The organism is Curtobacterium sp. BNK-1 (assembly GCF_048685235.1).
In the GTDB taxonomy this organism is placed as follows: domain Bacteria; phylum Pseudomonadota; class Gammaproteobacteria; order Enterobacterales; family Enterobacteriaceae; genus Pantoea; species Pantoea agglomerans.
Genome location: NZ_JBLQTJ010000001.1, coordinates 2,310,894 through 2,336,387, shown reverse-complemented (window position 1 = coordinate 2,336,387; position 25,494 = coordinate 2,310,894). Strand labels below are relative to the sequence as shown.

The window sequence follows — 25,494 nt, the reverse complement described above, 5'->3', positions numbered from 1 at the left end:
AGCAATCTGCTGTTTGTTCTTCAAACAGATTTGTTACATTTGCACACTTTTTATGTTGGCGCTATGTTAGTGGTGTGGCTGTTATTTTGAGCATTACGCAAACCTAATAGGGGCGGGTGAGATCATGACTAACCTGGTAGAAGTGGAAGACTTCACGCTTCACAGTGAAGAGAAACGAACCAGCGCGTTCCAGCTTGAGGTGAAAACCTGGCTGGAGCGCCATCCTGACACGCAGTATGTCGACATCCTGTTAAATGATTTAAATGGTGTGTTCCGCGGCAAGCGTATTCCGGTCTCTGCGCTGCCTAAGCTGGAAAAAGGGTGTTATTTCCCCGCCTCGGTGTTTGCCATGGATATCCTCGGCAACACAGTAGAAGAAGCGGGACTCGGCCAGTCACTGGGCGAACCCGATAATCTCTGCCTGCCCGTCACCGGTACTTTAGTTCCTTCCGCGTCTGACCCTCAGCACATTGCGCAACTGCTGCTAACCATGTGCAACCAAGATGGCACTCCCTTTGACGTTGAACCCCGAAATGTCCTTAACCGGCTGTGGCAACAGCTGCGTAACCGAGGTCTGTTCCCGGTGGTAGCGGTAGAGCTGGAGTTCTATCTGGTGGACAAAAAGCGCGATGCCGAAGGCTTTATCCAGCCGCCGTGTTCGCCCGGCAGTGATGAACGCAATATGCAGAGCCAGGTCTACTCGGTAGATAACCTCGATCACTTCGCCGATGTGCTGCGTGACATCGACGATCTGGCCCGTCAGCAGGGCATCCCGGCCGATGGTGCGCTGGCGGAAGCCTCGCCCGGACAGTTTGAAATTAACCTGCATCATACCCGCGACGTGCTGCGGGCCTGTGACCATGCGGTGCAGCTGAAACGCCTGATTCGTCAGGTGGCAGAAAATCACGGTATGACCGCCACGTTTATGGCGAAGCCCTATGAGGAGTATGCGGGCAGCGGCATGCATGTGCATATCAGCATGCTGGATGCCGCCGATCACAACGCCTTCGCCTGCGATGACGGCAGTGATTCGCCGCTGATGAAACGGGCGCTGGCCGGGATGATCGATCTGATGCCCGCCTCAATGGCGCTGCTGGCACCCAATGTGAATGCCTATCGCCGTTTTGTTCCGGACGCCTATGTGCCGTTGCAGGCATCGTGGGGCCATAACAACCGGACCGTTGCGCTGCGGGTGCCGTGCGGGGATATCGACAATCATCGTATTGAGTACCGGGTTGCGGGCGCGGATGCTAATCCCTACCTGGTGGTGTCGGCTATTCTTGCGGGGATGCTGCATGGGCTGGATACCCAGTTGCCGTTGCCGCATCCGGTTACCGGCAACGGTCACCATGCCGAGGGTCTGGCACTGCCGATCCGCCAGAGCGATGCGCTGTATGAGTTTGACAACAGCTATCCGCTGCAGAAGTTACTGGGCGAACGCTTTGCCAGTGTCTGGCACAGCTGTAAGCATCATGAACTGATGCAGTTTGAACGGCTGATTACGTCTACCGAGATTGACTGGATGCTGAAAAATGCCTGACAGGTTTTTTTACCTGTTATCTGACGGGCTTTTTTTTGCATAAGATGCCCCGATGGCTTGTATTCCTGCCACGGGTTAGGGCAGAATACGCGGCCTGCAAAATCAGATGATAACCGACGCTAACCGCGCCGGTTATTTTTTTGCATCCAGTTTTATTAGAGCGTTTTTTGCTGACTTAACCGAGGCCGGGCACGCACCCGGATAGATAAACACTGAAAACACGCATAAGCGTGAGATTGAGGATTACAAAGATGGGGATGTTTTACACTCTGCCAGCCAACGCTGGTACGCGTTTTCGTGATGACTACGGCGCCGCGTTAACCGCTAACCTTACTCCCTGTCGCTTAATGCGCAGTTGCCCTGTGACCCAGCCCAGCCAGGTTGTCGCACATGGGGGACTGAAGCATGTCGCTTAATACCTCCGCCGCACCGCAGCGTGCGCAACTCAAAAAAACACTCACGTTACTTCCGGTCGTCATGATGGGCTTAGCCTACATGCAGCCTATGACCCTGTTCGATACCTTTGGCATCGTTTCCGGGCTGACCGAAGGTCACGTCGCCACTGCTTATGCTTTCGCGCTGATTGCGATTCTGTTCACTGCCGTGAGTTACGGTAAGCTGGTACGCCGCTTCCCCTCTGCGGGCTCCGCTTATACCTACGCTCAGAAGGCGATCAGTCCGCACGTCGGCTTTATGGTCGGCTGGTCATCACTGCTGGACTACCTGTTCATGCCGATGATCAACATCCTGCTGGCTAAAAACTATTTCGAATCGCTGGTGCCGGGCATTCCGTCGTGGATTTTTGTGGTGTTGCTGGTCGGGTTTATGACGCTCTCTAACCTCAAGGGCATCAAAACCGTCGCCAACTTCAACAGTGTGATTGTGGTGCTGCAGGTGGTGGTCATGGTCGGGATTACCGCGATGGTAATCTACGGTGTGGCAAGCGGCGTAGGTTCCGGCACGCTGGTGAGCAGCCGTCCATTCTGGTCTGAGAATGCGCATGTGGTGCCGATGATTACCGGTGCGACGATACTCTGTTTCTCGTTCCTCGGCTTTGATGGCATCAGTTCGCTGTCGGAAGAGACCAAAGATGCAGAACGCACCATTCCGCGCGCTATTTTCCTGACCGCGCTGATTGGTGGGGTGATCTTTATCGCGGCATCTTACTTCCTGCAGCTCTACTTCCCGGACATCACACGCTTCCAGCACCCGGACTCATCGCAGCCTGAAATCATGCTGTTCGTGGCCGGTAAAGCGTTGCAGGTCGGCATCCTGATCTTCTCGGTGGTCACGGTGCTGGCATCCGGTATGGCGGCGCACGCTGGCGTCTCGCGTCTGATGTATGTGATGGGCCGTGATGGTGTGTTCCCGGAGCGTTTCTTCGGTTACATCCATCCGAAATGGCGTACTCCGTCGCTCAACGTGCTGCTGGTGGGTGCGATTGCACTGATGGCGATTAACTTCGACCTGGTGACCGCAACCGCGCTGATTAACTTTGGTGCGCTGGTGGCGTTTACCTTCGTTAACCTGTCGGTGATTGCGCAGTTCTGGGTCCGTGAGAAGCGTAACCGCACGCTGAAAGATCACGTTCAGTATCTGCTGCTGCCGCTGCTTGGCGCGCTGACGGTGGGAGCGCTGTGGGTGAACCTGGAAGAGAGTTCTATGGAGCTGGGCCTGATCTGGGCCGCCATCGGGATTATCTACCTGGCGTTCGTAACCCGCAGCTTCCGTAATCCGGTGCCACAGTTCAGCGAAGAAGTTTAATCACGCTCACGTTGCCGCCTTCCCGGTCTCAGGGAAGGCGGCGACAGCTTAACCAGCCAGTACCAGTTCACAGCTCCCCGCACTTAACAGCTCCCGCGCCGACTCACTCAGATGCGTGTCTGTCACTACCCGATCAAAGCTCTCCAGCGGTAAAGCCAGAAACGTCGCGATCCTGTTGTACTTCGAACTGTCACTCAGCAATACCCGCTTACTGCTCACCTCACTCACCGCCTGCTTCACCATCACTTTATCTTCATCCGGCGTAAACAAGCCACGCGGCCCCCAGCAGGAGGCGGAAATAAAGGCAATATCAATGGCCAGATGACGCAGGCTGCGTGCCGCCGACTCGCCGACACAGGAGCGGTTCTCCCGGCAAACGGTGCCGCCCGTGTGAATAACCCGGCACTGACTGGCCTCCATCAGCAGATTCGCCACCATAAAATCATTGGTTACCACCAGCAAATCATCGCGATCCACCACTTCTCTTGCCAGCGCTAACGTTGTGGTGCCGGCATCCAGGTAGATGCAGCTGTTACGGGGGATCTGTCGGGCGGCGGTGCGGCCAATGGCGCGCTTCTCCTCGTTGTAGAGGGTGCTTTTCGTCAGGTGTGACGGCTCAGCGGCCAGCCGCTCGGCTGAGCGCACGCCGCCGGAGACCGACAGCACGGCCCCTTGCTCCTCCAGTTTCTGCACATCACGGCGTATGGTCATGTGTGACACACCCAGCCGTTCAGTGAGTTCTACAATGCTCACCACGCCACGATCGGCCACCAGCGCAAGAATCTGTTGATGACGTTCAATCGGAATCATATCGGCTCCCTGATAATTATCATTTTTTCACATTATAAAGGATCTGCCGGTTAACCAGAACAAATAATAACAGCTTTAATCCCGGCAACGGCGGCGCTAACTGCACTGCGGCAGTGCCGGTGCTGCCAATCTGGTAATGTTAAAAATTGTTCTGGTTCACATCGGGAATATTTTTTTGTGAGCGGAAACACATTTTTGCCGACAGTAAACTGGCAGGATTAACAGTAACAAACAAATAATCACTTAAATTAACAGTGGAGGCGTATCGTGCCAGCTGAAAATATCTGCGTTATCGGGTTAGGTTCCATGGGCATGGGTGCCGCGAAATCCTGCCTGCGTGCCGGCCTCAATACCTGGGGTGTCGATTTGAATCCCGCCGCGCTTGAGAACTTACGCCAGGCAGGCGCGCGTGATGCGCAGCCTTCAGCATCCGCCTTTGCAGACCAGCTTGATGCCGTTTTGCTTCTGGTGGTAAATGCGCAGCAGGTTAACGCCATTCTGTTCGGTGAAGAGGGCCTGGCCGCAAAACTGCGTCCCGGCACCGTGGTCATGGTCTCATCCACATTGTCCGCCCTGGATGCGCAGCAGATTGAACAACAGCTGGCGCAATATCAGCTGCTGATGCTGGATGCACCGGTCTCCGGCGGTGCCGCTAAGGCGGCCAGCGGTGAGATGACGGTGATGGCGTCCGGCAGCGACGCGGCCTTTGCACAACTGCAATCTGTACTGGATGCCGTCGCAGCCAAAGTATATCGCGTGGGCAGTGAGATCGGCCTCGGGTCAACCGTCAAAATTATCCATCAGCTGCTGGCAGGTGTTCACATCGCGGTCGGGGCAGAAGCGATGGCGCTGGCGGCGCGTGCCGGCATCCCGCTGGAAACCATGTATGAAGTGGTCACCAACGCCGCAGGCAATTCATGGATGTTCGAAAACCGCATGCGGCATGTGGTGGATGGCGACTACAGCCCGAAATCGGCGGTCGATATCTTTGTGAAAGATCTCAACCTGGTGGCCGATACCGCGAAAGCCTTGCACTTCCCGCTGCCGCTGGCCTCAACCGCCCTCAATATGTTCACCGAAGCCAGCAACGCCGGTTACGGCCGGGAAGATGACAGTGCAGTGATTAAAATCTTCAGCGGCATCACGCTGCCCCAGGCAGAGGAGAAAATCTGATGCGGCTTGGCGTGATAGCGGACGATTTTACCGGTGCGACTGACATTGCCAGTTTTCTGGTGCAGAACGGGCTGACCACTATTCAGTTCAACGGCATTCCTGACAGCGAGGAAACCACAGAGGCGCAGGCGATTGTGGTCAGCCTGAAGAGCCGCTCCTGTCCGGCAGACCAGGCGGTTGCTCAGTCGCTGGCTGCGCTGGCCTGGCTGCAGACGCAGGGCTGTGAGCGTTTCTACTTCAAATATTGTTCCACCTTCGACAGCACCGCGCAGGGCAATATCGGTCCGGTAACCGACGCTCTGCTGCAGGCGCTGGGTGAAACGCAGACGGTAATCTGTCCGGCGCTGCCAGTGAATGGCCGCACCGTTTATCAGGGCTACCTGTTTGTCGGCGATCAGCTGCTGTCAGATTCCGGTATGCGGCATCATCCCGTCACACCGATGCACGACAGCAACCTGCTGCGGCTGATGACATCACAGGCGACGGGCAAAGCCGGGCTGATCGCTGCGGCACAGGTCGATCAGGGCGCTGAGTCAGTACGGCAGGCGCTGGGTCAGCTGGCGGCGCAGGGGATCAACTACGTCGTAACTGACGTCCTGCATCAGGAACATCTGTTGACCCTGGGCGAAGCACTGAGCGATCTGCGCCTGGTCACCGGCGGTTCCGGGCTGGCCATCGGTCTGGCACGGCAGTGGGCGACGGCTGAGAGTGATGCAAAAGCGGAGCAGGCAGGCCGTCCGCAGGGCGATCGCGCCGTGGTGCTTTCCGGTTCCTGTTCACAGATGACCAATCGTCAGGTCGCCGCGTACCGCCAGCTGGCACCGGCCTGCGAAGTTGAGACTGAACGCTGTCTGGAAGATGCCGGGGCTTATGCCCGGCAGTTATGCGACTGGGTGGAAGCGAACAGCGATCAGACGCTGGCACCCCTGCTGTTTGCCACCGCTGACGCGCAACAATTGCAGGCGATTCAACAGCGTTTTGGCGCTCAGCGCAGCAGCGAAGCCGTTGAGCAACTGTTTGCTGCCGTCACCCGCGAGCTGAAACGGCGCGGATGGCAGCGCTTTATCGTGGCGGGTGGCGAAACCTCCGGCGTGGTCGCGCAGAGCCTGGGTGTGACGGCCTTTCATATCGGCCCGACGATTTCGCCCGGCGTGCCCTGGGTGCGCGACATTCATCAGCCGCTCTCTCTGGCACTGAAATCGGGCAATTTTGGCGATGAAGATTTCTTCCGCCGCGCGCAAACGGAGTTTACTGATGTCTGAATCTTTCTCTTTAACGGAACAGCAGGCGCGTGACGAGATGGTGCGTCTTGGCGCTTCGTTTTTTCAGCGCGGCTATGCCACCGGCTCGGCGGGCAACCTCTCAATGTTGCTGGAGGATGGCAATCTGCTGGCGACTCCCACCGGTTCATGCCTGGGTGAATTACAGGGTGACCGGCTGGCAAAAGTCACGCCTGACGGTGAATGGCTCTCAGGCGATAAACCCTCCAAAGAGATTGCGTTTCACCGCGCGCTCTATCTGAATAATCCCGACTGCAGGGCGGTGGTGCATCTGCATAGCCACTACCTGACGGCGCTCTCCTGCTTACAGGGGCTGGACACGGACAACTGCATCCGTCCGTTTACCCCCTATGTGGTGATGCGTGTCGGTGATGTGCCGGTTGTGCCTTACTACAAGCCGGGTGATGGGCGACTGGCCGAGGATCTCGCGGCGCTGGCTCCACGTTACCGTGCCTTCCTGCTGGCGAATCATGGCCCGGTGGTAGTGGGGAAATCGTTGCAGGAAGCGGCAGACAACACTGAAGAGCTGGAGGAGACCGCCCGGCTGATCTTTACCTTAGGCGACCGCCCGATCCGTTATCTCAATGATGCCGAAGTGGCAGAATTAAGGAGCCGATAATGCCGAAGTTTGCTGCTAACCTTTCGACGCAATTTACTGAATTGCCGTTTGCTGAACGCTTCGCTGCAGCGGCGAAAGCCGGTTTCACCGCCGTCGAATTTCTGTTTCCTTATGACTATCCCGCCACGCAGATCAAGCAGTGGCTTGATGATAACCAGCTGGAACTGGTGCTGTTTAATACCGCACCCGGCAACGTCGCAGCGGGTGAGTGGGGCGTTTCGGCCATCCCCGGACGGGAAGCGGAAGCAAAGGCGGATATCGATCGCGCCCTGAGCTATGCGCTGGCGCTGAACTGCCCGCAGGTGCACATCATGGCGGCGACGGTGCCGCCCGACGCTGACCGTCAGCGCTACGTTGAGACCTTTATCAGCAATATGCGTTATGCGGCGGAGCGCTTTGCGCCGTACGGCATCATCCTGCTGATTGAGGCGCTGAATCCCACAACCAAACCCAACTATCTTTATGCCAGCCAGTATCAGACGCTGGAGATGGTCGAACAGATCGATCGACCCAATGTCTTCACTCAGCTCGACCTGTTCCATGCGCAACGGGTGGATGGCAACCTCAGCCATCTGATTCGCCACTATGCCGGACGCTATCGGCACGTGCAGATTGCTTCGGCACCGGATCGTCATGAACCGGATGAGGGTGAAATCAACTACCCCTATCTTTACTCACTGCTGGATGAGGTCGGCTATTCCGGCTGGGTGGGCTGCGAATATATCCCGCGCGGCAGCACTACTGCGGGCCTTGGCTGGTTTGCGCCCTGGGCGAGAAAAACCTGATTTAACGGGCTAAAAAAACCGGTGTTTCGGCACCGGTTGAGATTTTTTCGTCCTTTTTCTGACCCTGCACCTGTTTATTCTGTACGCCGATAACCTAAAAAATATAACAATTTCTGAGGTTTACTATGTCCACCGCACTGCTGTTAGCCATAGCGACCGCCAGCATCGTGATCCTGCTGCTGCTGGTCATCAAAGTCAAAGTTCATCCCTTTGTCGCCCTGTTAATTGTCAGTCTGCTGGTGGCCATCGCCACCGGCATTCCGGCTGAAAAAATCATGGAGACGATTATCACGGGGATGGGCGGGCTGCTCGGGCACATCACCATCATCATCGTTCTTGGTGCCATGCTCGGGGCGATCATTGAAGCCTCGGGCGGTGCCGAGTCGCTGGCGCAGCGTTTCAGTAAAACGCTGGGGCTGAAGCGTACCGTTGCGGCATTGACCATGGCGGCCTTTATCCTTGGCATCCCGGTATTTTTTGAAGTCGGTTTTATCATCGTTATTCCGCTGATTTATGGCTTTACCAAAGTGGCGCGGGTCTCGCCGCTGAAGTTTGGCCTGCCGATGGCGGGTGTGATGCTGACGGTACATGTGGCATTGCCGACCCATCCGGGCGCTGCGGCAGCAGCCGGGATCCTGCACACCGACATGGGATGGCTGATGATACTGGGAATCGCGATTTCCGTGCCGGTCGGGATCATCGGCTACTACGTAGCGAAATTCATGAACCGTCGCCACTACCCTCTGTCGGTGGAGGTGCTGGAACAGTTGCAGATGGCCAGGCCGGAAGGGCAGGAAAAGAAGAATGAACCGGCACCACCCGGTGCGCTCACCATCAGCGGCCTGATTGTGGTCCCGATTGTATTGATCGTGCTGGGAACTCTGTCACACACACTGCTGGCTGAAGGGAGTCTGCTGCGTAGTGTGATGACCGTGATCGGCACACCGCCGATTGCCCTGCTGATTGCCTTAGGGCTTGCGGCCTGGCTGCTGGGCGTAAGGCGTGGCTGGAGCAAAGATAAGCTGGAAGATCTGACCGGCCGGGCCATTCCCACCTCAGCCAGCGTGATTCTGGTGGCCGGGGCCGGTGGTGCATTCGGCAAAGTGCTGGTGGAGTCGGGCGTGGGTAAAGCGCTGGCGGTCACGCTTGAAACGCTGCATCTGCCGCTGGTGCCCGCGGCGTTTATCCTGTCGCTGGCGCTGCGTGCATCACAGGGTTCCGCCACGGTGGCGATCCTGACCACCAGCGGGCTGCTGACGCAGGCGGTGACCGGCGTGACGGATATGCAACGGGTACTGGTCACCCTGGCGGCCTGTTTTGGTGGTCTGGGATTGTCGCATGTCAATGATGCGGGATTCTGGGTGGTGACCCGTTATCTGGGACTTTCGGTGGCCGACGGTTTACGCACCTGGACGGTGCTGACAACACTAATGGGGCTGAGCGGCTTTGCGCTGACCTGGCTGGCGTGGAGCGTGCTCTGATTAAGCAGCATCAGAAAGTCTGACCCGGCAGGCGATACCGGGTCAGACTCTTAGTGCTTCAGGAAACCAACTCCTGCGCATAGAGATAGAGCGCTTTAAGCTGCCCAACTTTTTCTGCATCCGCTTCGTGCAGATTCGCCAGACCTTCCAGTTCCTGCATAAACGCCTGCACCCGATCGGCATTAAGCACGTCACGACGGTGCTGCAACCAGCGTTGCTGCTCTGCATCATCCAGCGTGCCGGGGAAGTTACGCGCCCGGTAGCGGAACAGCAGTTTCGCTACCCGTGCACTCTCAAAGCTCAGGTCCAGCGCAGGCAGATTCGCGGGCGCGGTCTGGCGGATAATATTCATCCCCGCCCGATCGGCATCACTGAAGAAGCCATCATAGAGTTGCGTGTCCACATCATCTGACGGCGTAAACGGCTCCGCTTCGGCAAATAGCGTAACCAGTTTTTCCCGCACGTCGGGCTGCTGACGCAGCAGCGCCAGATTCGCCAGGCAGTGCTGACGATCAATATTCAGCCGGGCCGCATCTTCCGGTCGTAGCGTACTGGCAGGCGCCAGCACCGGACACTTATTGATATGTACCAGTTTGACCGGCACCGCAGGCAGATCGCCGAGATCGTTTTTCGGCGTGTAAAGACGCTCACGCAGCGTATCGGCATCCAGTTGCAGCAGTGGTGACATATCGCCCGCCAGATCCACCACGATCAGCGCATTGCGGTTATCGGGATGCCAGGCCAGCGGTACGATCCAGCTGGTGTTACCGCGCGCGGCACCGAACATACCGGAGACATGAACCAGCGGTTTCATCTGCGGGATATCAATCAGGTTCATCAGCTTGTTTTTGTTACGATGGGTAAACAAAAACTCAAACAGTTTTGGCTGCTTCTCCTTCACCAGCTTCGCCATCGCCAGCGTGGCGTAAACGTCGGACATGGCATCGTGCGCATTTTCATGGGACACGCCGTTCGCTTTGGTCAGATGCTCCAGCCGGAAACTGGGAAAACCTTCTTCATTCTCAGGCCAGTTGATCCCTTCTGGCCGTAACGCGTAGCAGGCACGCATCACGTCGAGCAGGTCCCAGCGTGAGTTGCCGTTTTGCCAGGCCCAGCCATAGGGATCGTAAAAGTTGCGATAGAAGATATTGCGCGTCACTTCATCATCGAAACGCACGTTGTTGTAGCCCACCACACAGGTTTGCTCCGTGGTGAACAACGCGTGGATGCGTTCAGCGAACTCAGCTTCGATCACGCCGCGACTCATCGCTATCTGCGGGGTAATGCCGGTGATCATCACCGCTTCGGGCTGTGGCAGATAGTCATCAGGCGGACGGCAGTAAAACACTTCGGGTTCGCCGACCGGATTAAACTCACTGTCGGTGCGCAGGCCGGCAAACTGGGCTGGCCGGTCACGAGAAGGGCTGGTGCCGAAGGTCTCGTAATCGTGGAAGAGGAAAGTGGGCTGTACGCGGTCGTTATTCAAATTTCATATCCGTTCATTGCGTTCACTGACTTAATGAACAGAAAGCGATAAAACGGCTTTCTGTTCGCTCTGTATCCCTGTGCGCAGGCAGAATTTAGCTCTGATCATTATGTCTGATGCGCGCTGACTGCGGGTTCAGCCGTACAGAGCCATTATAGCGGCTCCGGGCAGCGGCTGACGCCCTCCCTGTATGGTAAACCATATTCCGGTACGACAAAAATTCCAGGCGCTGTGGCCTGAGTCTCCGCATATCTCCGGAGACTGATCGTGTTTCACTTCCGCTACAGTCTGGCGCGTTAAAGGCCTCGTCACGCTCATTGGTTATCGCAAATTCTGGCGGTAGGGTTACGCGGTTTACCTGAAGCAGTTTGATGATCAAACGAAACTGTTAAAATAAAGTACGATTTAACATCTTCTTTTCAGGAATATAAAAGTAATGTGCTAATCATCACAGGAATATATTTTTGTGAGGACGATTAGTACAATTTTATCATGAAGGTTTTTCAGTGCCTGTGCTTATTGAGTGCAACTAACTGTTTGTATTTTGCTTTTTTGAGGTTTGGTTTGTTAATGATGATTTTGAAGGCCCCAGCACTGAATGATATAAATAATAAGCGCGCGCGACACATTGTTATTTCAGGATGAAAACTAATGGGAGAATAAATTATGGAAATAGTAAGCCATGTGAAGTTAAAAAGCGTGGCGGGTGCAAGCGGTGCCTATGATCCGGCTTATGCTGGCGCTGGCGCCCGTCAAAGCCAGCATGGAGGTAACCATGGTAGCAGTGGCAGTAATGGAAGCCACGATATTTATGCAGGGACGGATAGCTGTGTTATATCCATTGGGTTAGGTGCTCTGGGCGGTATAAAAGGTGGGCCACTGGGAGCACTAACCGGTGTCCTGTCAAACGGATATGGCACCTGTATTGGTAGCGTAAATAATGGTTCTGGTAGCAATGCAGCGCAATCCGGTTCCGGAAGTTGCTCTGGAGGAATAGGGGGCGTATGCAATTAGAAAAAAAGTCAAAGATATGCACCTGTTTGGTAGAGTTAGCTGTCATGGGCTTATGTCTGATATTAAATGTCTCTTTTTTGCATAGTGCCGGCATACTGGATTGGGGGTATTTTGATATTCCTGAAAATGTTTCAGGATACGCATTGTACCTGACCAGTTTTATCGGGACTTTGGTCATAAGCAAAAGGGTGGCTGACTTTTTTAATGCGATTTTATCAAAAGCCTGAGTGACTGAATGTAAAGCCCGCCCCGGTGGGCTTTTCTATATATAGCGTAGTGGTCGGGTATCATGCCGCCTGGACGGCAAACATAAAAATCCACTCAACCAACCCAGAGGATTGACACAGGAACATCGTTAGCGAGTTGTCGATGAGCCAAAAAACGCTCCAAATCGCTATGGCTATGTTTACAGGACGGCAAAGCGCCGGTTTTGAGCCTCAATCCGCAGAGCCAGTTCATACTTTTTTTCAATTTATTCAAACCTTCACAACGCTTTTGCCGTAAAACGTGCGGCTGTTTCCGTTTCGTTTTAGAAATTTTCTCTCCCGTGCAATTAAGGATGAAGTGTTGAAAAGGCGTCTGCTGTTCACCGTTACCGCTACTGTTTTTTGGGCCTCGCTGGCACAGGCTGATGCGATTCCCTTTCCTGTGACGCCACCAGCGATTGATGCGGCTTCCTGGGTGCTAATGGATGCCACCACAGGACAGGTTCTGACCGCTGGCAATCCCGATGAACGCCGTAATCCCGCCAGCCTGACCAAACTGATGACCGGTTACGTGGTCGATCGCGCCATTGACCAGAAGAAAATCAGCCGTGACGACATGGTTACGGTCGGAAAAGATGCCTGGGCGGCGGGTAATCCGGTGTTCAAAGGCTCCTCGCTGATGTTCCTGAAGCCAGGCGATAAGCTGAGCGTCCGGGATTTAAGCCGTGGCGTCATCATCGACTCCGGTAACGACGCCTGCGTTGCCCTGGCTGATTATGTGGCGGGCAGCGAAGCGAACTTCGTCGGCATGATGAATCACTACGTTGAGAAGCTCGGCCTGCAGAATACCCATTTTGAAACGGTTCATGGTCTGGATGCGCCGGGTCAGTTCTCCAGCGCGCTGGATATGGCGAAACTGTCACGCGCCATTATTGATGGTGAGCCTGATTTTTATGCCATGTACAGTGAGAAGACCCTGACCTGGAATGGCATTACCCAGAACAACCGTAATGGCCTGTTGTGGGATAATAATCTCCACGTTGATGGGTTGAAAACCGGTCACACTGAGACCGCGGGCTTTAACATCATCGCCTCGAATGTGGTGGGCAAGCATCGCCTGATCGCCGTCGTCATGGGCGGTAAAAGCCCGAAAGGCCGCGAAGAGCAGGCGCGTAAACTGCTGGTCTGGGGACAGAACACCTTTGATACCGTTCAACTGTTCCATGCCGGTAAGAAGATTGGCAGCGAAAACGTCTGGTACGGCAATCCTCATCAGGTGGATGTGGGTACCGCAGAAGATGTTTATCTGTCACTGCCGCGCAGTGAAGTGCAGAACGTGAAGGCGAAGTATGTTATCGATCGCAAAGATCTGGAAGCCCCGCTGAAAGCCAACGAAGTCATTGGTGAAATTCAGGTGATGGATAAAGATCAGCAGATTGCCCACTATCCGCTGGTGGCGCTGAGTGCGGTTGAACCCGCAGGTGTGATTACCCGCCTGACGGATTATCTCAAGCAGAAGTTCTGATTAGCCGATTGTCAGCACTAAAACGGGTAGCCTGCGGGCTGCCCGTTTTTACTTGCACGCTGGCTGCCCTGAATGTGTTACTGAGAGCCGATAAAGGTTAAAAAATCACATTAAGTTGTTTTTAACTACCGGGAAAGTATGTGAGGCGGATGTTGATAATTGTAAGCGAACGTCAAAACTGTTTTAAATATCCGACCCGCGCTAAGCCTGAGCCGCGTTCAGCGTTAAGATAGCCACACCATGTTCCCGCAACCGGAAAGTCATTTTGCGTCCCGATAAGCCCATATCAAAACTGGAGTTCTGGTTTTATCGCCATTATCGCTCCGTCCACGGTGTGCGTATTGCCATCGCCTTTTTGCTCTGCTTTATCTTTGTGCGGGCGACCGATATCCCTGAAGGCACCTGGCCGCTGATTACGCTGGTGGTGGTGATGGGGCCCATCTCCACCTGGGGGAATGTCTTTCCGCGCGCACTGCAGCGCATCAGCGGCACGGTCGCCGGGTCAATATCCGGTCTGATTGCCCTGAAGCTGGAGCTGATTTCGATGCCGATGATGCTGGCCTGGTGCGGCATCATCATGATGATCAGCGGCTACCTGACGCTGGGCAAACATCCCTACATGGCGTTGTTGATCGGGATTACGCTGAGCGTGGTCGTGGGCGCACCAACCGGCGATTTCACGATGGCACTGTGGCGCGGCGGTGATGTGATTCTGGGCTCGCTGATGGCGCTGCTGTTTACCGCTATCTGGGCGCAGCGTGCCTATACACACTGGCGCATTCAGCTCTCCGACGCGCTGGCGGAAATGGCAAAAATCTATCACGCCGGTTTCTCACCCAACCTGGTTGAAAAGCCACGCCTGAACAAGCCGCTGGGCAAATTGCTGAGCAGCGTGATCAAAATGCGGGCGCTGCTGGAGCCGTCAAGCAAAGAGACGCGCATTCCAAAATCGGTGCTTGAAGCGATCCAGACCATCAACCGTAATATGGTTTACACCATTGAAATGCAGATTAATGCCTGGTGGGCATCGCGCGAGAGCCATCTGATTATGCTTAACGCGCCTGCATTACGACGCACCCAGCAGATGACTGAGAACACGCTGCGGGCGCTGTCGGTCATGGCGATTGAAGGGGAAACGGAAGAGGTGGTGGCTAACAGTCACGAGCTGACTGAAATCAGTGGCGAACTGCGGCGACTGATCGCGGAAGCGGGCAGCGAAGGTCTGGAGGAGACGCCGATCTACGGCTACGTCTGGCTGACACTGGAACTGGCAAAACAGCTGGAACGGATGACCGACCTGATGCGGATGGCGCTGCGCAAATAATCACCTCAGACAATGACTTAATGTGAAACAGGGTTTCTTTGCGCTAAGATAAGAGCCAGTCTGAATTTAGCTGTGAAAATTGCTTACCTGGCGGGCTAGCCGCTAAGCTGATCGTTTTGACTCTCTCCCTGCGTCAGCAGGCTCAAAGAAAGGTGCCATCATGGAAAATGCCAAGCAATCATTTCAGGACGTACTGGAGTTCGTGCGTATGTTCCGCCGCAAAAATAAACTGCAGCGTGAAATTGTCGACAACGAGAAGAAAATTCGCGACAACCAGAAGCGCGTACTGCTGCTCGACAACCTGAGCGAATATATCAAACCCGGCATGAGCGTTGAGGCTATTCAGGAAATCATCGCCAGCATGCGTGTGGATTATGAAGATCGCGTGGATGAGTACATCATCAAAAACGCCGACCTGTCTAAAGAGCGTCGCGAGCTGTCGAAAAAGATCAAAGCGATGGGCGTGGGCGAACACCCGAAAGCGTAAGGGCAGACAGCAGCGCGCAAGCGCCAGACGTCCTATGCCAACCCGCATCCACTCCGGTGGGGCGGGTTTTTTATTGCCTGCGTCAGCGCAGAGTTATTTTCCCGCCAGCCTGCGGGCGATCACCTGTAACTGCTGTGACAGCGCCACTAAATTGATCCGCTCATCAGCAGGCGGGGCGGTGGTCTCCCGGATCACCAGGGTGGTTTCCAGCGCGTTGTCTGACGCCTCTGCTCCCTGAAGCCGGGCCAGCATCCGCTCGACGCTCTGCGCGCCAAGAGAGTGCAAATCCTGCCGCACCGTGGTCAGCGGCGGCTGATACCACGCACTCTCGGCGGTGTCATCATATCCAATCACCGATATCTCGCCAGGAATGGCTACGCCATACTGATGCAGCGCCCGCATCGCACCCAACGCCATCTGATCGTTCGCCACCAGCAGCGCCTGCGGCAGATCGTCGGGAAGCTGCGCCAGCAGCGCCTGGTAACCCGACTGCGCGCTCCAGTCGCCGCGTAAAGAACAGTGCGGTGTCAGCTGATGATCGGCCAGCGTCTTACGCCATGCATTTTCACGCTGACGGGCCGAGACCGAGCGCAGCGGCCCGTTTAACAAACCAATCTGACGATGACCCAGCGCCACCAGATGTTCAACGGCGGCACGGGCGCCAGACTCATTCGGGTACTGACACTGCGCTACCGCCGCCTGGGGTTCGACATCCAGAAACAGCACCGGTTTGCTGCCGCAGAGCAACTGGATCTGTTGCGCCTCATCTGCCTCCAGCGGCAGGTTGATCAGCAGTCCATCGACCCGCTGTGCCAGCAGTTCATTCACCGTTGCTGCCGCATCGTTACCACTGTCCATGGCGATCACCAGATGATAACCCGCCCCGGCGGCGCGCTGCTGGATCGCTGAGGCGATCTGCGCAGGAGCCATCAGGGCCAGGTCGCTGGTGGCCAGACCCAGCGTACGCGTCGCCTTACCGGCCAGCTGCTGCGCCACACGATTGGGCACATAATTGAGCTGCAGCATCGCCGCCTCAACCCTTTCCCGCGTGCGGGCTGACACCTGTTCAGAACGATTTAAAACACGTGAAACGGTTTGATATGAGACGCCGGCCAGTTGAGCGACATCATCGAGGGTCACGGAGCGGGAAGTCATTGAACTCTCCAAAAGATGAAGCGACGAGTGTAGCAAATTTTCCTGCTGCACTGCTGCTGCACACCACACTTTCACGACCACAAAAACCGGGTCCGTTGCAGCACCCGGTCACGGTATCTGGCAGGGCCATTAACGCTGCTGCAGATAGACCTGAAGGTTCACATCCACCGCGTTAAGCAGTGGCGTGGCGAGACTATGGCGTTTCGCCCGCAGCAGCAGGTCACCTATCACCTGATCGGCTTCGATATCAAAGCCCTGGGTTAAATCGCGGTACATTGAGGAGGTCATCGGGGTGGCCGGATCGCTTAACAGCTCAAGAATGCGGGCAGTGGCCGCCGGACGCGTCTGATAGCCTTCGGCAGTAATGACTGACAGAATCTCCGAGAAAACACCCTGTAACAGCGTTTCGCCGCCGCGCGAGGTGAGTATCTGTTGGGTATTTCCGCGCGCCAGGCAGCAAACCGCGCCGAGCGTGCTCAGCAGCAGCCACTTCTCCCACAGCTCATCCATGATGTTATCGCTGAATCGGGTATCGACCTGACAGTCACGCAGCGCCGCATCAACCCGCTGCAGTCGCGCATCGTTGTTACCGTCCAGCGCGCCATAATAGAGCTGATGCAGCGGCGTCATCTGAATTACTTCGCCATTTTCACCCAGCGTCGCGTTGATTTTGCACAGGCCGCCAATCACCTTATCTTCGCCGAAACGCTGTTGCAGCGTCGCGATGTGCCGCAATCCGTTCAGAATCGGCATGATCAGCGTTTCCGGACCCACTGCAGGTGCAATATCCTCCATCACCTGATCAAGGGCAAAGCTCTTCACCGTCACGATAATCAGATCATAGTGGCCCGTCAGGCTGCTCGCCTGAGCCAGCTGCGGCTTTAGCGTTTCAGTGCCTTGCGGCGTCTGCAACACCAGGCCGCTGGCCTGAAGCTGCTGATAACGCCGTTCACGGACCAGAAAAGTCACGTCCTGGCCCGCCTGAGCCAGCCGTGCACCAAAATATCCACCGGTCGCGCCGGCGCCTGCCATCAGAATGCGCATCCCACTCTCCCTCTGCTGAAAACCTCTACCTTAGAACGCCGTGACCGGGCTTACCAGTCTTAGCCTCGGTCAGAGCGCGTCGGGGAGCATGAAATGAGAGGTCGGGAAAGCGCGGGCAGGGAGGTGACGATGCAGAGATATCAGATTTTCCCTGCCCGGTAAGCAGTTCGAAACAGAGGGGGGTGTTACAGCCGGGTGACGCCCAGCGCGGCAGCCTGCTGTTCCCACGCCAGCACGCCATGATAATCGTCTCTCTGCACCGTACTGAATCCGCCGATCAAATTGTCGTCGCAGACGGTGCGCCAGGCGGGATCGTTCACCAGCTGATGCAGCGCCGAGCGGAGTCTCTCCAGCCGGTCTACTGACGTCGGGGCTGCCGTAATCAACGGCAATCCGGGTGCGGCTGGCGTTTCACCGATGATATGCAGGCCGCGCAGCGCATCCGGCTCATAGCGCGCCAGCAGCGCCCAGCTGACGCAGTCGATAGCCGCGATATCCGCCTGTGAATCACGCAGTGCTGCCAGCGACTGACGATGCCCACCGCTCAGCAGTAGCTGCGAAAATCTCACGCCCTGAAGCGCTGCCACAAACCGCAGCGCGTTATAGCCGGAGTGAGAGTCCAGGCTGTTAGCTACGGCCCGCTGGTCGTTAAAATCGGCCAGCGTCGCCTGTTTGTCCCGCGCCACCAGCCAACTGCGATAGTCACGGCCGGTGCAGCCTGGGGCCTGATAGTGAAAGGTGCCGACCAGCTGAACCGCAGGAAGCTGGCTGACCAGCGGATAGCCGCAGGTCTGGCTCAGCAGCAACCGGTTATCCTGCCAGTGTGTCAGTAGATCCTGAGGCCAGACCGGCTGCGTAGCGATGCCGTGCTGCGTCAGCAGGGTAACCACTGCCTGCATCAGTGCTCGTGTGGCGGGCGGGTGAATCGCATACATCGGCAAGGCGAGCAGGTTATTCATGCGTTTTCTCCGCTGATCGTCCCGGATGGACATTGACCCCGACCGGTCTGACCCAGAACTGACGCAGCCAGACTTGATAGCCCGCCACGCGAAAGCCATGATTGCGGTGGTAGTAATGCTCGCGATCGCGCAGATAGAGGCGGCGCAGGCCATACCAGGGGACGCCGGGGAGGTCGTGATGCACTGAATGGTAGTTCAGATTCAGGAATAGCATGCGCCACGGCCACGCCGCTTCATTATTCACCGACCGTGCCAGCGGATCGTCCGCCGCACGATGCTCATAGAAGGAGCGCACTTTGGTCAGCGCCAGCGCCGGATAACTCACCGCCAGCAGATACCACAGCGGCGAAAATCCCTGCCGCGCCATCCAGAAAAACAGCAGTGCCAGCAGCGTCCCGTGCAGCAGCCACATCGCTATCGCGGGCCGATCGCCGCGGCGCAGTGCCTCCCACATCCCGCCGAAGGTCGCCGCTACATCCAGCAGCGGGCCGAGCAGCAACCGTCCCAAAAAAGTGTTACGCAGATGAATCAGCTGCTGCTGCCAGCGCGGTAACTTCGCCCAGCGAGCAGCGGAGAGGTAGTAGGTTTCCGGATCCTCATCCGGCTCGGTCAGGGTGTGATTGCGATGATGGGCCAGATGAGAATCGCGATAGAGTCCGTAGGGATACCAGACCGCCAGCGGCAGGGTGCCAAATAGCTGATTCACCCGCGGCCAGCGCGTGGGATGCCCGTGGATCAGCTCATGCTGCAGCGACATATACCAGCCAGTGAAGACGATCAGCAGCAGGGTGGCGGGCAGCCGTCCCAGCGTCTGCGCGCTCAACATCACCGAAAACCAGCCACCATAGATCACACCGATTAGCAGCCAGGTCGGCAGTTCGCTGCGCCAGAGCCAGCTGCGTGCATGCGCTTTAAGCCAGGCGCGCTGCTGTAGAGAGAGATAACCGGTGTGCATGATTCACCTGACAGCGGAAGCGGGAATCTGAACAGTGAAAGAAAGGGCGGGCAAAGGCAAAGTGGATAATCTGCTTAGCTATGTCGAAATTCCTGAATATGGCGCTGAAAGATATTGACTATCAGTGGCGGCTCCGGGGGCGTAACCTTTCTCTATCAGAAATCGCCTTGCATCCACGGGCGTTTAACGCCTGTCAGGAGAAATACAGATGAAAAATATTGGCTTCTTATCCTTTGGTCACTGGACGCCCTCGTCGCAGTCCGCCACCCGTACCGCGCAGGATGTGTTACTGCAATCGATCGACTTAGCGGTCGCCGCCGAAGAGCTGGGCGCAGATGGCGCTTACTTCCGCGTCCACCATTTTGCCCGCCAGCTCAGCTCGCCGTTTCCGCTGCTGGCTGCCGTTGCAGCGCGCACCAAAACGATTGAGATCGGCACCGGTGTCATCGACATGCGCTACGAAAACCCACTCTACATGGTGGAAGAGGCCAGCGCGGCAGACCTGATCTCCAATGGTCGTCTGCAACTGGGTCTGAGCCGCGGTTCACCTGAGCAGGTAATCGATGGCTGGCGTTACTTCGGCTTTGAACCGAAAGCGGGAGAAAGCGATGCGGATATGGGCCGTCGTCACACCGAAGAGTTTCTGGAGGTGCTGCGCGGCGAAGGTTTTGCTAAGCCAAATCCACAGCCCATGTTCCCCAATCCGCCAGGCCTGCTGCGTCCTGAGCCGCTCTCTGAAGGCCTGCGCGACCGCATCTGGTGGGGATCCGGCTCCAACGCCACCGCAGAATGGGCGGCAAAAATGGGCATGAACCTGCAAAGTTCAACCCTGAAAGATGATGAAACCGGCGAGCCGTTCCACATTCAGCAGGCAAAACAGATCCGCGCCTACCGTGAGGCCTGGAAAGCGGCGGGGCATCAGCATGCGCCACGCGTCTCGGTCAGTCGCAGCATCTTTGCGCTGGTGAATGATATGGACCGCGCGTACTTTGGCCGCAGCGGTAACGACCAGGATTCCGTGGGCTTTCTCGATGAGAAAACCCGCGCTATCTTTGGCCGCAGCTATGCCGCAGAGCCAGAGGCGTTAATTAAGCAGCTTGCGCAGGATGAGGCGATTGCCGAAGCCGACACCCTGCTGCTCACCGTGCCAAACCAGCTTGGTGTCGCCTACAACGCCCATGTGATTGAGGCGATCCTGAAGTATGTCGCCCCGGAACTCGGCTGGCGTTAAGTGACAGAGCGCCCTGAAGAGCAGGGCGCTGTGAGATCCACCGCAGGCGCAGATGACATAGCGCCTGCGGTGAATCTGCTGTAAACGCGCGTCATCACTCCCCGCTTTTTCTGCTTTATCCTCTCTGAACTTCTCTCTGGCGAGCCATTCCAGGCCCTGGCAGAGCCTTTTCGTCACTCTGTTTCCAGTGTACGGAATATGCAGATTTTGTGACTTATGATTTATTTCGTCACTTGTTGCTGAATGGGATGTTTCCTCTGCTCAGGGTGGGTCTGTACCCTTCATCAACGCATTTCCCTGGTTTAACGTGTTTTCATAACCTGTATGAACGGATAATACCTTTACGCAATTTGTGACTATTGACAGTATTGGTCACATGATAAGAGAATGGCGGCACTCTCCTGCTTACTGTTGAAGGTAATCTATGCTCAGGTTCAATCCTGCCATTCTGGTTGTTTGTCTGCTGCCACTGGCGCTGGCGGGTTGCCGGGATAATTCACCCAAAGACGATCCGCGCACGCAGCCGCCGCTGGTCAGGGTCACAAAGGTCATCAGCGCCACCGATGGCAGCCGTGCGTTTAGTGGCGTCGTGGTTGCCCGGGTTCAGAGCGACCTCGGCTTTCGGGTCTCAGGAAAAATCCTCGAACGGCTGGTGGATAGCGGCCAGCGGGTGAAGCGCGGTCAGCCGCTGATGCGGCTCGACCCGGCAGATCTCCGGCTGCAGGCCCAGGCTCAGCAGCAGGCCGTTGCCGCCGCGCAGGCACGCGTCAGACAGGCCAGCGCCGATCAGGCGCGTTACCGCACTCTGGTGGCAACCGGGGCAGTTTCTGCGTCGGCATACGACCAGATTCGGGCCGCTGCGGCCACCGCTCAGGCTGAGCTGAAAGCCGCCCAGGCGCAGGCCAGCGTGGCAGGTAACGCCAGCGGATATGCGCTGCTCCTGGCTGATGACGATGGCGTGGTGATGGCAACGCTGGCGGAGCCGGGTCAGGTTGTGAGTGCCGGTGAGGCTGTCATCAGACTGGCCATAGCCGGACAGCGCGAGGCAAGTGTTCAGTTGCCGGAGACCCTGCGCCCGGCAGTGGGAAGTGAGGCAAAGGCAACGCTGTATGGTGCGGGCAGTGCGCCGGTTTCTGCCCGGCTGCGCCAACTGGCTGATGTGGCCGATCCGATGACGCGCACCTTTGAGGCGAGATATGTGCTGGAGGGCACACTGGCCAGCGCACCGCTGGGAGCCACCGTCACAATCATGCTGCCGAATAAACCGTCGCAACCGCTGCTGCAGGTTCCGCTGGCGGCGATCTACGATGCCGGTAAAGGGCCAGGCGTCTGGGATATTACCGGCCAGCCCGCTACCGTTGCCTGGCGGCCGGTGACGGTGGTGTCGATAAGTGACGAGGCGGCCACCGTCACGGGTCAGCTTAATGCTGGCGATCAGATAGTGGCGCTGGGCGCGCATCTGTTGCAGCAGGGGGAGCGCGTGCGCCCCGATGACGCTGCCGTTGCCGGGAGCCAGCCATGAGCCAGGGACGCTTTAATCTGTCAGCGCTGGCCGTGCGCGAGCGCGCCATTACGCTGTTTCTGATCATCCTGATTACCGTGGCGGGCGTCTTGTCCTTTTTCGAACTGGGACGGGCAGAAGATCCACCGTTCACCGTAAAACAGATGACGATGATCTCCGCCTGGCCAGGTGCGACGGCTCAGGAGATGCAGGATCAGGTGGCCGAGCCGCTGGAAAAGCGTCTGCAGGAGCTGAGGTGGTATGACCGTAGCGAGACGTACACGCGCCCCGGTCTGGCTTTCACTATGTTATCCCTGCAGGACAAAACGCCGCCTTCCCAGGTTCAGGAGGAGTTTTACCAGGCGCGTAAGAAGCTGGGTGATGAGAGCAGAAATCTGCCTGCCGGGGTCATCGGGCCGATGATCAACGACGAGTTCTCCGACGTGACCTTTGCACTGCTGGCGCTGAAGGCAAAAGGGGAGCCGCAGCGCCTGCTGGTTCGTGAAGCGGAATCACTGCGTCAGCGACTGCTGCATCTGCCTGGCGTGAAAAAGGTCAATATCATCGGTGAGCAGAGTGAACGCATCTATGTGTCGTTTTCACACGATCGACTGGCGACACTCGACATCACTCCGCAGGCAATTTTTGCTGCGCTGAACGATCAGAATGTCCTGACGCCAGCGGGATCGATTGATACGCAGGGGCCGCAGGTCTTTATCCGCCTGGATGGCGCGTTCGATAAACTGGAAAAAATCCGTGAGACGCCGATTGTGGCGCAGGGGAGAAGCCTGAAGCTGGCGGACGTGGCTACGGTGACCCGGGGTTACGAAGATCCCGCCACCTTTATGGTGCGCAATCAGGGCGAACCGGCGCTGCTGCTGGGTATCGTAATGCGTGAAGGCTGGAACGGTCTGGAACTCGGCAAGGCACTGGCGGCTGAAACCGCCCGCATCAACCAGGCGATGCCGCTGGGGCTCTCACTGACTCAGGTCACCGATCAGTCCGTCAATATCCGCTCGGCGGTTGATGAATTTATGGTTAAGTTCGTCGTGGCGTTGCTGGTGGTGATGGTGGTCTGCTTTGTCAGCATGGGCTGGCGCGTTGGGGTGGTGGTCGCGGCTGCGGTGCCGCTCACCCTGGCGGTGGTGTTTGTGGTGATGGAGGCTTCCGGCAAAAACTTTGACCGCATCACGCTGGGTTCGCTGATTCTGGCGCTGGGCCTGCTGGTGGACGACGCCATTATCGCCATTGAGATGATGGTAGTGAAAATGGAAGAGGGCTACGACCGCATTAAGGCTTCTGCCTATGCCTGGAGTCATACGGCGGCACCAATGCTGGCAGGCACCCTGGTTACGGCCGTCGGGGTTATGCCCAATGGGTTTGCGCAGTCCACGGCGGGCGAGTACACCAGCAATATGTTCTGGATAGTCGGCATCGCGTTGATCGCCTCCTGGATCGTCGCGGTGGTGTTCACCCCTTATCTTGGCGTAAAGCTGCTGCCAGCCATCAAAACGGTAGAAGGCGGCCACGCAGCGATCTACAACACCCGCCACTACAACCGCTTTCGCCGCCTGCTGACCCGCGTGATTGCCCGTAAAGGCTGGGTGGCAGGCGTGGTGATTGCCCTGTTTATCGCCGCTGTGCTCGGTATGGCGCTGGTGAAAAAACAGTTTTTCCCGACCTCAGACCGGCCTGAAGTGCTGGTTGAAGTTCAGCTCCCCTACGGCAGCGCCATAGAACAGACCCGCGCAGCGGCTGAAAAGGTTGAGACCTGGCTTAAACAGCAGCAGCAGGCAAAAATCGTCACCACCTATATTGGTCAGGGGCCACCGCGTTTTTATCTGGCGATGGCACCGGAACTGCCCGATCCGGCCTTTGCCAAGCTGGTGGTACTGACCGACAGTCAGGACGCGCGTGAGGCACTGAAAACGCAGCTGCGCGCCGCCATTGCCAGCGGTCTGGTGCCTGAAGCGCAGGTTCGTGTGACGCAGCTGGTGTTTGGCCCATACTCCCCTTATCCGGTGGCGTGGCGGGTGATGGGGCCCGATCCGGCCCGCCTGCGCGCGATTGCCGATCGGGTGGAAGCGGTCCTGCGGGCCAGCCCGATGATGAGGACGGTGAACACCGACTGGGGCGCCCCCGTGCCGACGCTGCATTTCTCACTGGATCAGAACCGGCTGCAGGCAGTGGGGCTGACATCCAGTGACGTCGCCCGGCAATTACAGTTTCTGCTGTCGGGCGTGCCTGTCACTACCGTGCGGGAAGATATCCGCGCGGTCCAGGTGGTGGGGCGTGCGGCCGGACAAACCCGCCTCGATCCGGCTAAAATCGCCGACTTCACGCTGGTGGGCGCCGCGGGTCAGCGTATTCCCTTATTGCAGATTGGTGATGTGCAGGTGAAAATGGAAGATCCCGTGCTGCGGCGGCGCGACCGCACGCCGACCATCACCGTTCGGGGTGATATCGCCGATTCCCTGGAGCCGCCTGACGTCTCGACGGCGCTGAACAAAGCCTTGCAACCGATCATCGCGACGCTGCCCGCGGGCTACCGCATTGAACTGGCCGGTTCAATAGAGGAGTCCGGTAAAGCGACCCAGGCGATGGCCCCGCTGTTCCCGATCATGATTGCGATCACTCTGCTGATCATCATTCTGCAGGTGCGTTCTCTGTCGGCGATGATCATGGTCTTTCTGACTGCGCCTCTCGGGCTGATTGGCGTCGTGCCGACGCTGCTGCTGTTCAGTCAGCCTTTTGGTATTAATGCACTGGTCGGGCTGATTGCCCTGTCGGGCATCCTGATGCGTAACACGCTGATTCTGATAGGGCAGATCCACCACAATGAACAGGAGGGTCTGGCACCCTTTGATGCAGTGGTCGAAGCGACAGTGCAGCGTGCCCGTCCGGTGCTGCTGACGGCAATGGCGGCGATTCTGGCGTTTATTCCACTGACCCACTCGGTGTTCTGGGGAACGCTGGCCTATACCCTGATTGGTGGCACGCTGGGCGGCACCCTGATCACGCTGGTTTTCCTGCCCGCAATGTACGCTATATGGTTCCGCATCCGCCTGCCGGGCAGCAAAACGGCAGTTGTGAAACCGGCGCTGTCGGAATAGTCTCAGGGTGACGGTTGCCGCTTCGCTGCTCTCTGCAGCCTG

General features: G+C 57.1%; 20 protein-coding genes. 14 read left to right on the top strand and 6 right to left on the bottom strand.

The features are described 5' to 3' along the window. Window positions 1–124: 124 nt before the first annotated feature. Together ACMGGP_RS11160 and ACMGGP_RS11155 are read left to right on the top strand one after the other, a co-directional pair. A complete protein-coding gene (locus ACMGGP_RS11160) occupies window positions 125–1,540 on the top strand; it encodes a glutamine synthetase family protein (RefSeq protein ID WP_010670953.1) in 1,416 nt (471 codons plus the stop codon). 405 nt (window positions 1,541–1,945) lie between these two features. Further along, window positions 1,946–3,304: an APC family permease gene (locus tag ACMGGP_RS11155; RefSeq protein WP_010248042.1), complete on the top strand. Its 1,359-nt coding sequence runs from the start codon at window positions 1,946–1,948 to the stop codon at window positions 3,302–3,304. A 48-nt stretch (window positions 3,305–3,352) separates the two neighbouring features. On the opposite strand, the gene ygbI is transcribed toward ACMGGP_RS11155, so the two are convergent. Next, entirely contained in the window at window positions 3,353–4,114 is a 762-nt protein-coding gene (gene ygbI / locus ACMGGP_RS11150) for a DNA-binding transcriptional repressor YgbI (RefSeq protein WP_498798443.1), read from the bottom strand. Between the two features lie 267 nt (window positions 4,115–4,381). Here ygbI and ltnD point away from each other — a divergent pair, with 267 nt between their 5' ends. The 5 genes from ltnD to ACMGGP_RS11125 all read left to right on the top strand — a co-directional run bounded on the left by ltnD (window position 4,382) and on the right by ACMGGP_RS11125 (window position 9,452). Continuing rightward, on the top strand, window positions 4,382–5,287 hold the full coding sequence (ltnD, locus tag ACMGGP_RS11145) for an L-threonate dehydrogenase (RefSeq protein WP_336999497.1): 906 nt from the start codon (window positions 4,382–4,384) through the stop codon (window positions 5,285–5,287). Then, window positions 5,287–6,549 (top strand): 3-oxo-tetronate kinase, encoded by a 1,263-nt coding sequence (gene otnK / locus ACMGGP_RS11140; protein ID WP_498798442.1) that lies wholly within the window; start codon window positions 5,287–5,289, stop codon window positions 6,547–6,549. The genes ltnD and otnK overlap by 1 nt, the downstream gene beginning before the upstream one ends. After that, window positions 6,542–7,186 carry a 3-oxo-tetronate 4-phosphate decarboxylase gene (gene otnC / locus ACMGGP_RS11135; RefSeq protein WP_022625000.1) on the top strand — a complete coding sequence of 215 codons (645 nt, stop codon included), beginning with the start codon at window positions 6,542–6,544 and terminating at the stop codon, window positions 7,184–7,186. Before otnK ends, otnC begins: the two co-directional genes overlap by 8 nt. Continuing rightward, window positions 7,186–7,971: an HPr family phosphocarrier protein gene (locus ACMGGP_RS11130; RefSeq protein ID WP_498798441.1), complete on the top strand. Its 786-nt coding sequence runs from the start codon at window positions 7,186–7,188 to the stop codon at window positions 7,969–7,971. Before otnC ends, ACMGGP_RS11130 begins: the two co-directional genes overlap by 1 nt. Before the next feature lie 125 nt (window positions 7,972–8,096). Further along, the gene (locus tag ACMGGP_RS11125; protein WP_498798440.1) at window positions 8,097–9,452 is read left to right on the top strand and encodes a GntP family transporter; all 1,356 of its coding nucleotides are present in this window, start codon (window positions 8,097–8,099) and stop codon (window positions 9,450–9,452) included. 58 nt (window positions 9,453–9,510) lie between these two features. On the opposite strand, the gene sbcB is transcribed toward ACMGGP_RS11125, so the two are convergent. Then, the gene (gene sbcB / locus ACMGGP_RS11120; protein ID WP_033767759.1) at window positions 9,511–10,938 is read right to left on the bottom strand and encodes an exodeoxyribonuclease I; all 1,428 of its coding nucleotides are present in this window, start codon (window positions 10,936–10,938) and stop codon (window positions 9,511–9,513) included. Window positions 10,939–11,942: 1,004 nt separating this feature from the next. Between sbcB and ACMGGP_RS11115 the strand changes: the two genes are divergently transcribed. The 4 genes from ACMGGP_RS11115 to tmaR all read left to right on the top strand — a co-directional run bounded on the left by ACMGGP_RS11115 (window position 11,943) and on the right by tmaR (window position 15,494). Further along, a complete protein-coding gene (locus ACMGGP_RS11115; RefSeq protein WP_163850272.1) occupies window positions 11,943–12,179 on the top strand; it encodes a hypothetical protein in 237 nt (78 codons plus the stop codon). A gap of 340 nt (window positions 12,180–12,519) precedes the next feature. Further along, window positions 12,520–13,683: a serine-type D-Ala-D-Ala carboxypeptidase DacD gene (gene dacD, locus ACMGGP_RS11110; protein WP_010670946.1), complete on the top strand. Its 1,164-nt coding sequence runs from the start codon at window positions 12,520–12,522 to the stop codon at window positions 13,681–13,683. A 265-nt stretch (window positions 13,684–13,948) separates the two neighbouring features. After that, window positions 13,949–15,007: an FUSC family protein gene (locus tag ACMGGP_RS11105; RefSeq protein ID WP_010670945.1), complete on the top strand. Its 1,059-nt coding sequence runs from the start codon at window positions 13,949–13,951 to the stop codon at window positions 15,005–15,007. A 160-nt stretch (window positions 15,008–15,167) separates the two neighbouring features. Then, on the top strand, window positions 15,168–15,494 hold the full coding sequence (gene tmaR / locus ACMGGP_RS11100; protein ID WP_004571340.1) for a PTS system regulator TmaR: 327 nt from the start codon (window positions 15,168–15,170) through the stop codon (window positions 15,492–15,494). A 93-nt stretch (window positions 15,495–15,587) separates the two neighbouring features. On the opposite strand, the gene ACMGGP_RS11095 is transcribed toward tmaR, so the two are convergent. The 4 genes from ACMGGP_RS11095 to ACMGGP_RS11080 form a co-directional block, all read right to left on the bottom strand. Next, window positions 15,588–16,649, bottom strand: a complete 1,062-nt coding sequence (locus tag ACMGGP_RS11095) for a LacI family DNA-binding transcriptional regulator (protein WP_010248005.1) — start codon at window positions 16,647–16,649, stop codon at window positions 15,588–15,590. 129 nt (window positions 16,650–16,778) lie between these two features. After that, window positions 16,779–17,693, bottom strand: a complete 915-nt coding sequence (locus tag ACMGGP_RS11090) for a ketopantoate reductase family protein (protein ID WP_498798439.1) — start codon at window positions 17,691–17,693, stop codon at window positions 16,779–16,781. Between the two features lie 185 nt (window positions 17,694–17,878). Then, on the bottom strand, window positions 17,879–18,652 hold the full coding sequence (locus ACMGGP_RS11085; RefSeq protein WP_498798438.1) for a phosphate/phosphite/phosphonate ABC transporter substrate-binding protein: 774 nt from the start codon (window positions 18,650–18,652) through the stop codon (window positions 17,879–17,881). Next, window positions 18,645–19,607, bottom strand: a complete 963-nt coding sequence (locus ACMGGP_RS11080) for a fatty acid desaturase (RefSeq protein ID WP_498798437.1) — start codon at window positions 19,605–19,607, stop codon at window positions 18,645–18,647. The genes ACMGGP_RS11085 and ACMGGP_RS11080 overlap by 8 nt, the downstream gene beginning before the upstream one ends. A 208-nt stretch (window positions 19,608–19,815) precedes the next feature. Here ACMGGP_RS11080 and ACMGGP_RS11075 point away from each other — a divergent pair, with 208 nt between their 5' ends. The 3 genes from ACMGGP_RS11075 (at window position 19,816) to ACMGGP_RS11065 (ending at window position 25,452) form a co-directional block, all read left to right on the top strand. Then, window positions 19,816–20,838 carry an LLM class flavin-dependent oxidoreductase gene (locus ACMGGP_RS11075; protein ID WP_157352549.1) on the top strand — a complete coding sequence of 341 codons (1,023 nt, stop codon included), beginning with the start codon at window positions 19,816–19,818 and terminating at the stop codon, window positions 20,836–20,838. Between the two features lie 424 nt (window positions 20,839–21,262). After that, on the top strand, window positions 21,263–22,360 hold the full coding sequence (locus tag ACMGGP_RS11070; protein WP_010670939.1) for an efflux RND transporter periplasmic adaptor subunit: 1,098 nt from the start codon (window positions 21,263–21,265) through the stop codon (window positions 22,358–22,360). Continuing rightward, on the top strand, window positions 22,357–25,452 hold the full coding sequence (locus ACMGGP_RS11065) for an efflux RND transporter permease subunit (protein ID WP_498798436.1): 3,096 nt from the start codon (window positions 22,357–22,359) through the stop codon (window positions 25,450–25,452). The genes ACMGGP_RS11070 and ACMGGP_RS11065 overlap by 4 nt, the downstream gene beginning before the upstream one ends. Window positions 25,453–25,494 lie beyond the last annotated feature (42 nt).

Excerpts from the sequence above, each read along its gene's own strand:
- ACMGGP_RS11160 (WP_010670953.1), top strand. The coding sequence starts at position 125 with ATGACTAACCTGGTAGAAGTGGAAGACTTCACGCTTCACAGTGAAGAG.
- ACMGGP_RS11155 (WP_010248042.1), top strand. The coding sequence starts at position 1,946 with ATGTCGCTTAATACCTCCGCCGCACCGCAGCGTGCGCAACTCAAAAAA.
- ygbI (WP_498798443.1), bottom strand. The coding sequence starts at position 4,114 with ATGATTCCGATTGAACGTCATCAACAGATTCTTGCGCTGGTGGCCGAT.
- otnK (WP_498798442.1), top strand. The coding sequence starts at position 5,287 with ATGCGGCTTGGCGTGATAGCGGACGATTTTACCGGTGCGACTGACATT.
- otnC (WP_022625000.1), top strand. The coding sequence starts at position 6,542 with ATGTCTGAATCTTTCTCTTTAACGGAACAGCAGGCGCGTGACGAGATG.
- ACMGGP_RS11130 (WP_498798441.1), top strand. The coding sequence starts at position 7,186 with ATGCCGAAGTTTGCTGCTAACCTTTCGACGCAATTTACTGAATTGCCG.
- ACMGGP_RS11125 (WP_498798440.1), top strand. The coding sequence starts at position 8,097 with ATGTCCACCGCACTGCTGTTAGCCATAGCGACCGCCAGCATCGTGATC.
- ACMGGP_RS11115 (WP_163850272.1), top strand. The coding sequence starts at position 11,943 with ATGCAATTAGAAAAAAAGTCAAAGATATGCACCTGTTTGGTAGAGTTA.
- tmaR (WP_004571340.1), top strand. The coding sequence starts at position 15,168 with ATGGAAAATGCCAAGCAATCATTTCAGGACGTACTGGAGTTCGTGCGT.
- ACMGGP_RS11095 (WP_010248005.1), bottom strand. The coding sequence starts at position 16,649 with ATGACTTCCCGCTCCGTGACCCTCGATGATGTCGCTCAACTGGCCGGC.
- ACMGGP_RS11090 (WP_498798439.1), bottom strand. The coding sequence starts at position 17,693 with ATGCGCATTCTGATGGCAGGCGCCGGCGCGACCGGTGGATATTTTGGT.
- ACMGGP_RS11085 (WP_498798438.1), bottom strand. The coding sequence starts at position 18,652 with ATGAATAACCTGCTCGCCTTGCCGATGTATGCGATTCACCCGCCCGCC.
- ACMGGP_RS11080 (WP_498798437.1), bottom strand. The coding sequence starts at position 19,607 with ATGCACACCGGTTATCTCTCTCTACAGCAGCGCGCCTGGCTTAAAGCG.
- ACMGGP_RS11075 (WP_157352549.1), top strand. The coding sequence starts at position 19,816 with ATGAAAAATATTGGCTTCTTATCCTTTGGTCACTGGACGCCCTCGTCG.
- ACMGGP_RS11070 (WP_010670939.1), top strand. The coding sequence starts at position 21,263 with ATGCTCAGGTTCAATCCTGCCATTCTGGTTGTTTGTCTGCTGCCACTG.
- ACMGGP_RS11065 (WP_498798436.1), top strand. The coding sequence starts at position 22,357 with ATGAGCCAGGGACGCTTTAATCTGTCAGCGCTGGCCGTGCGCGAGCGC.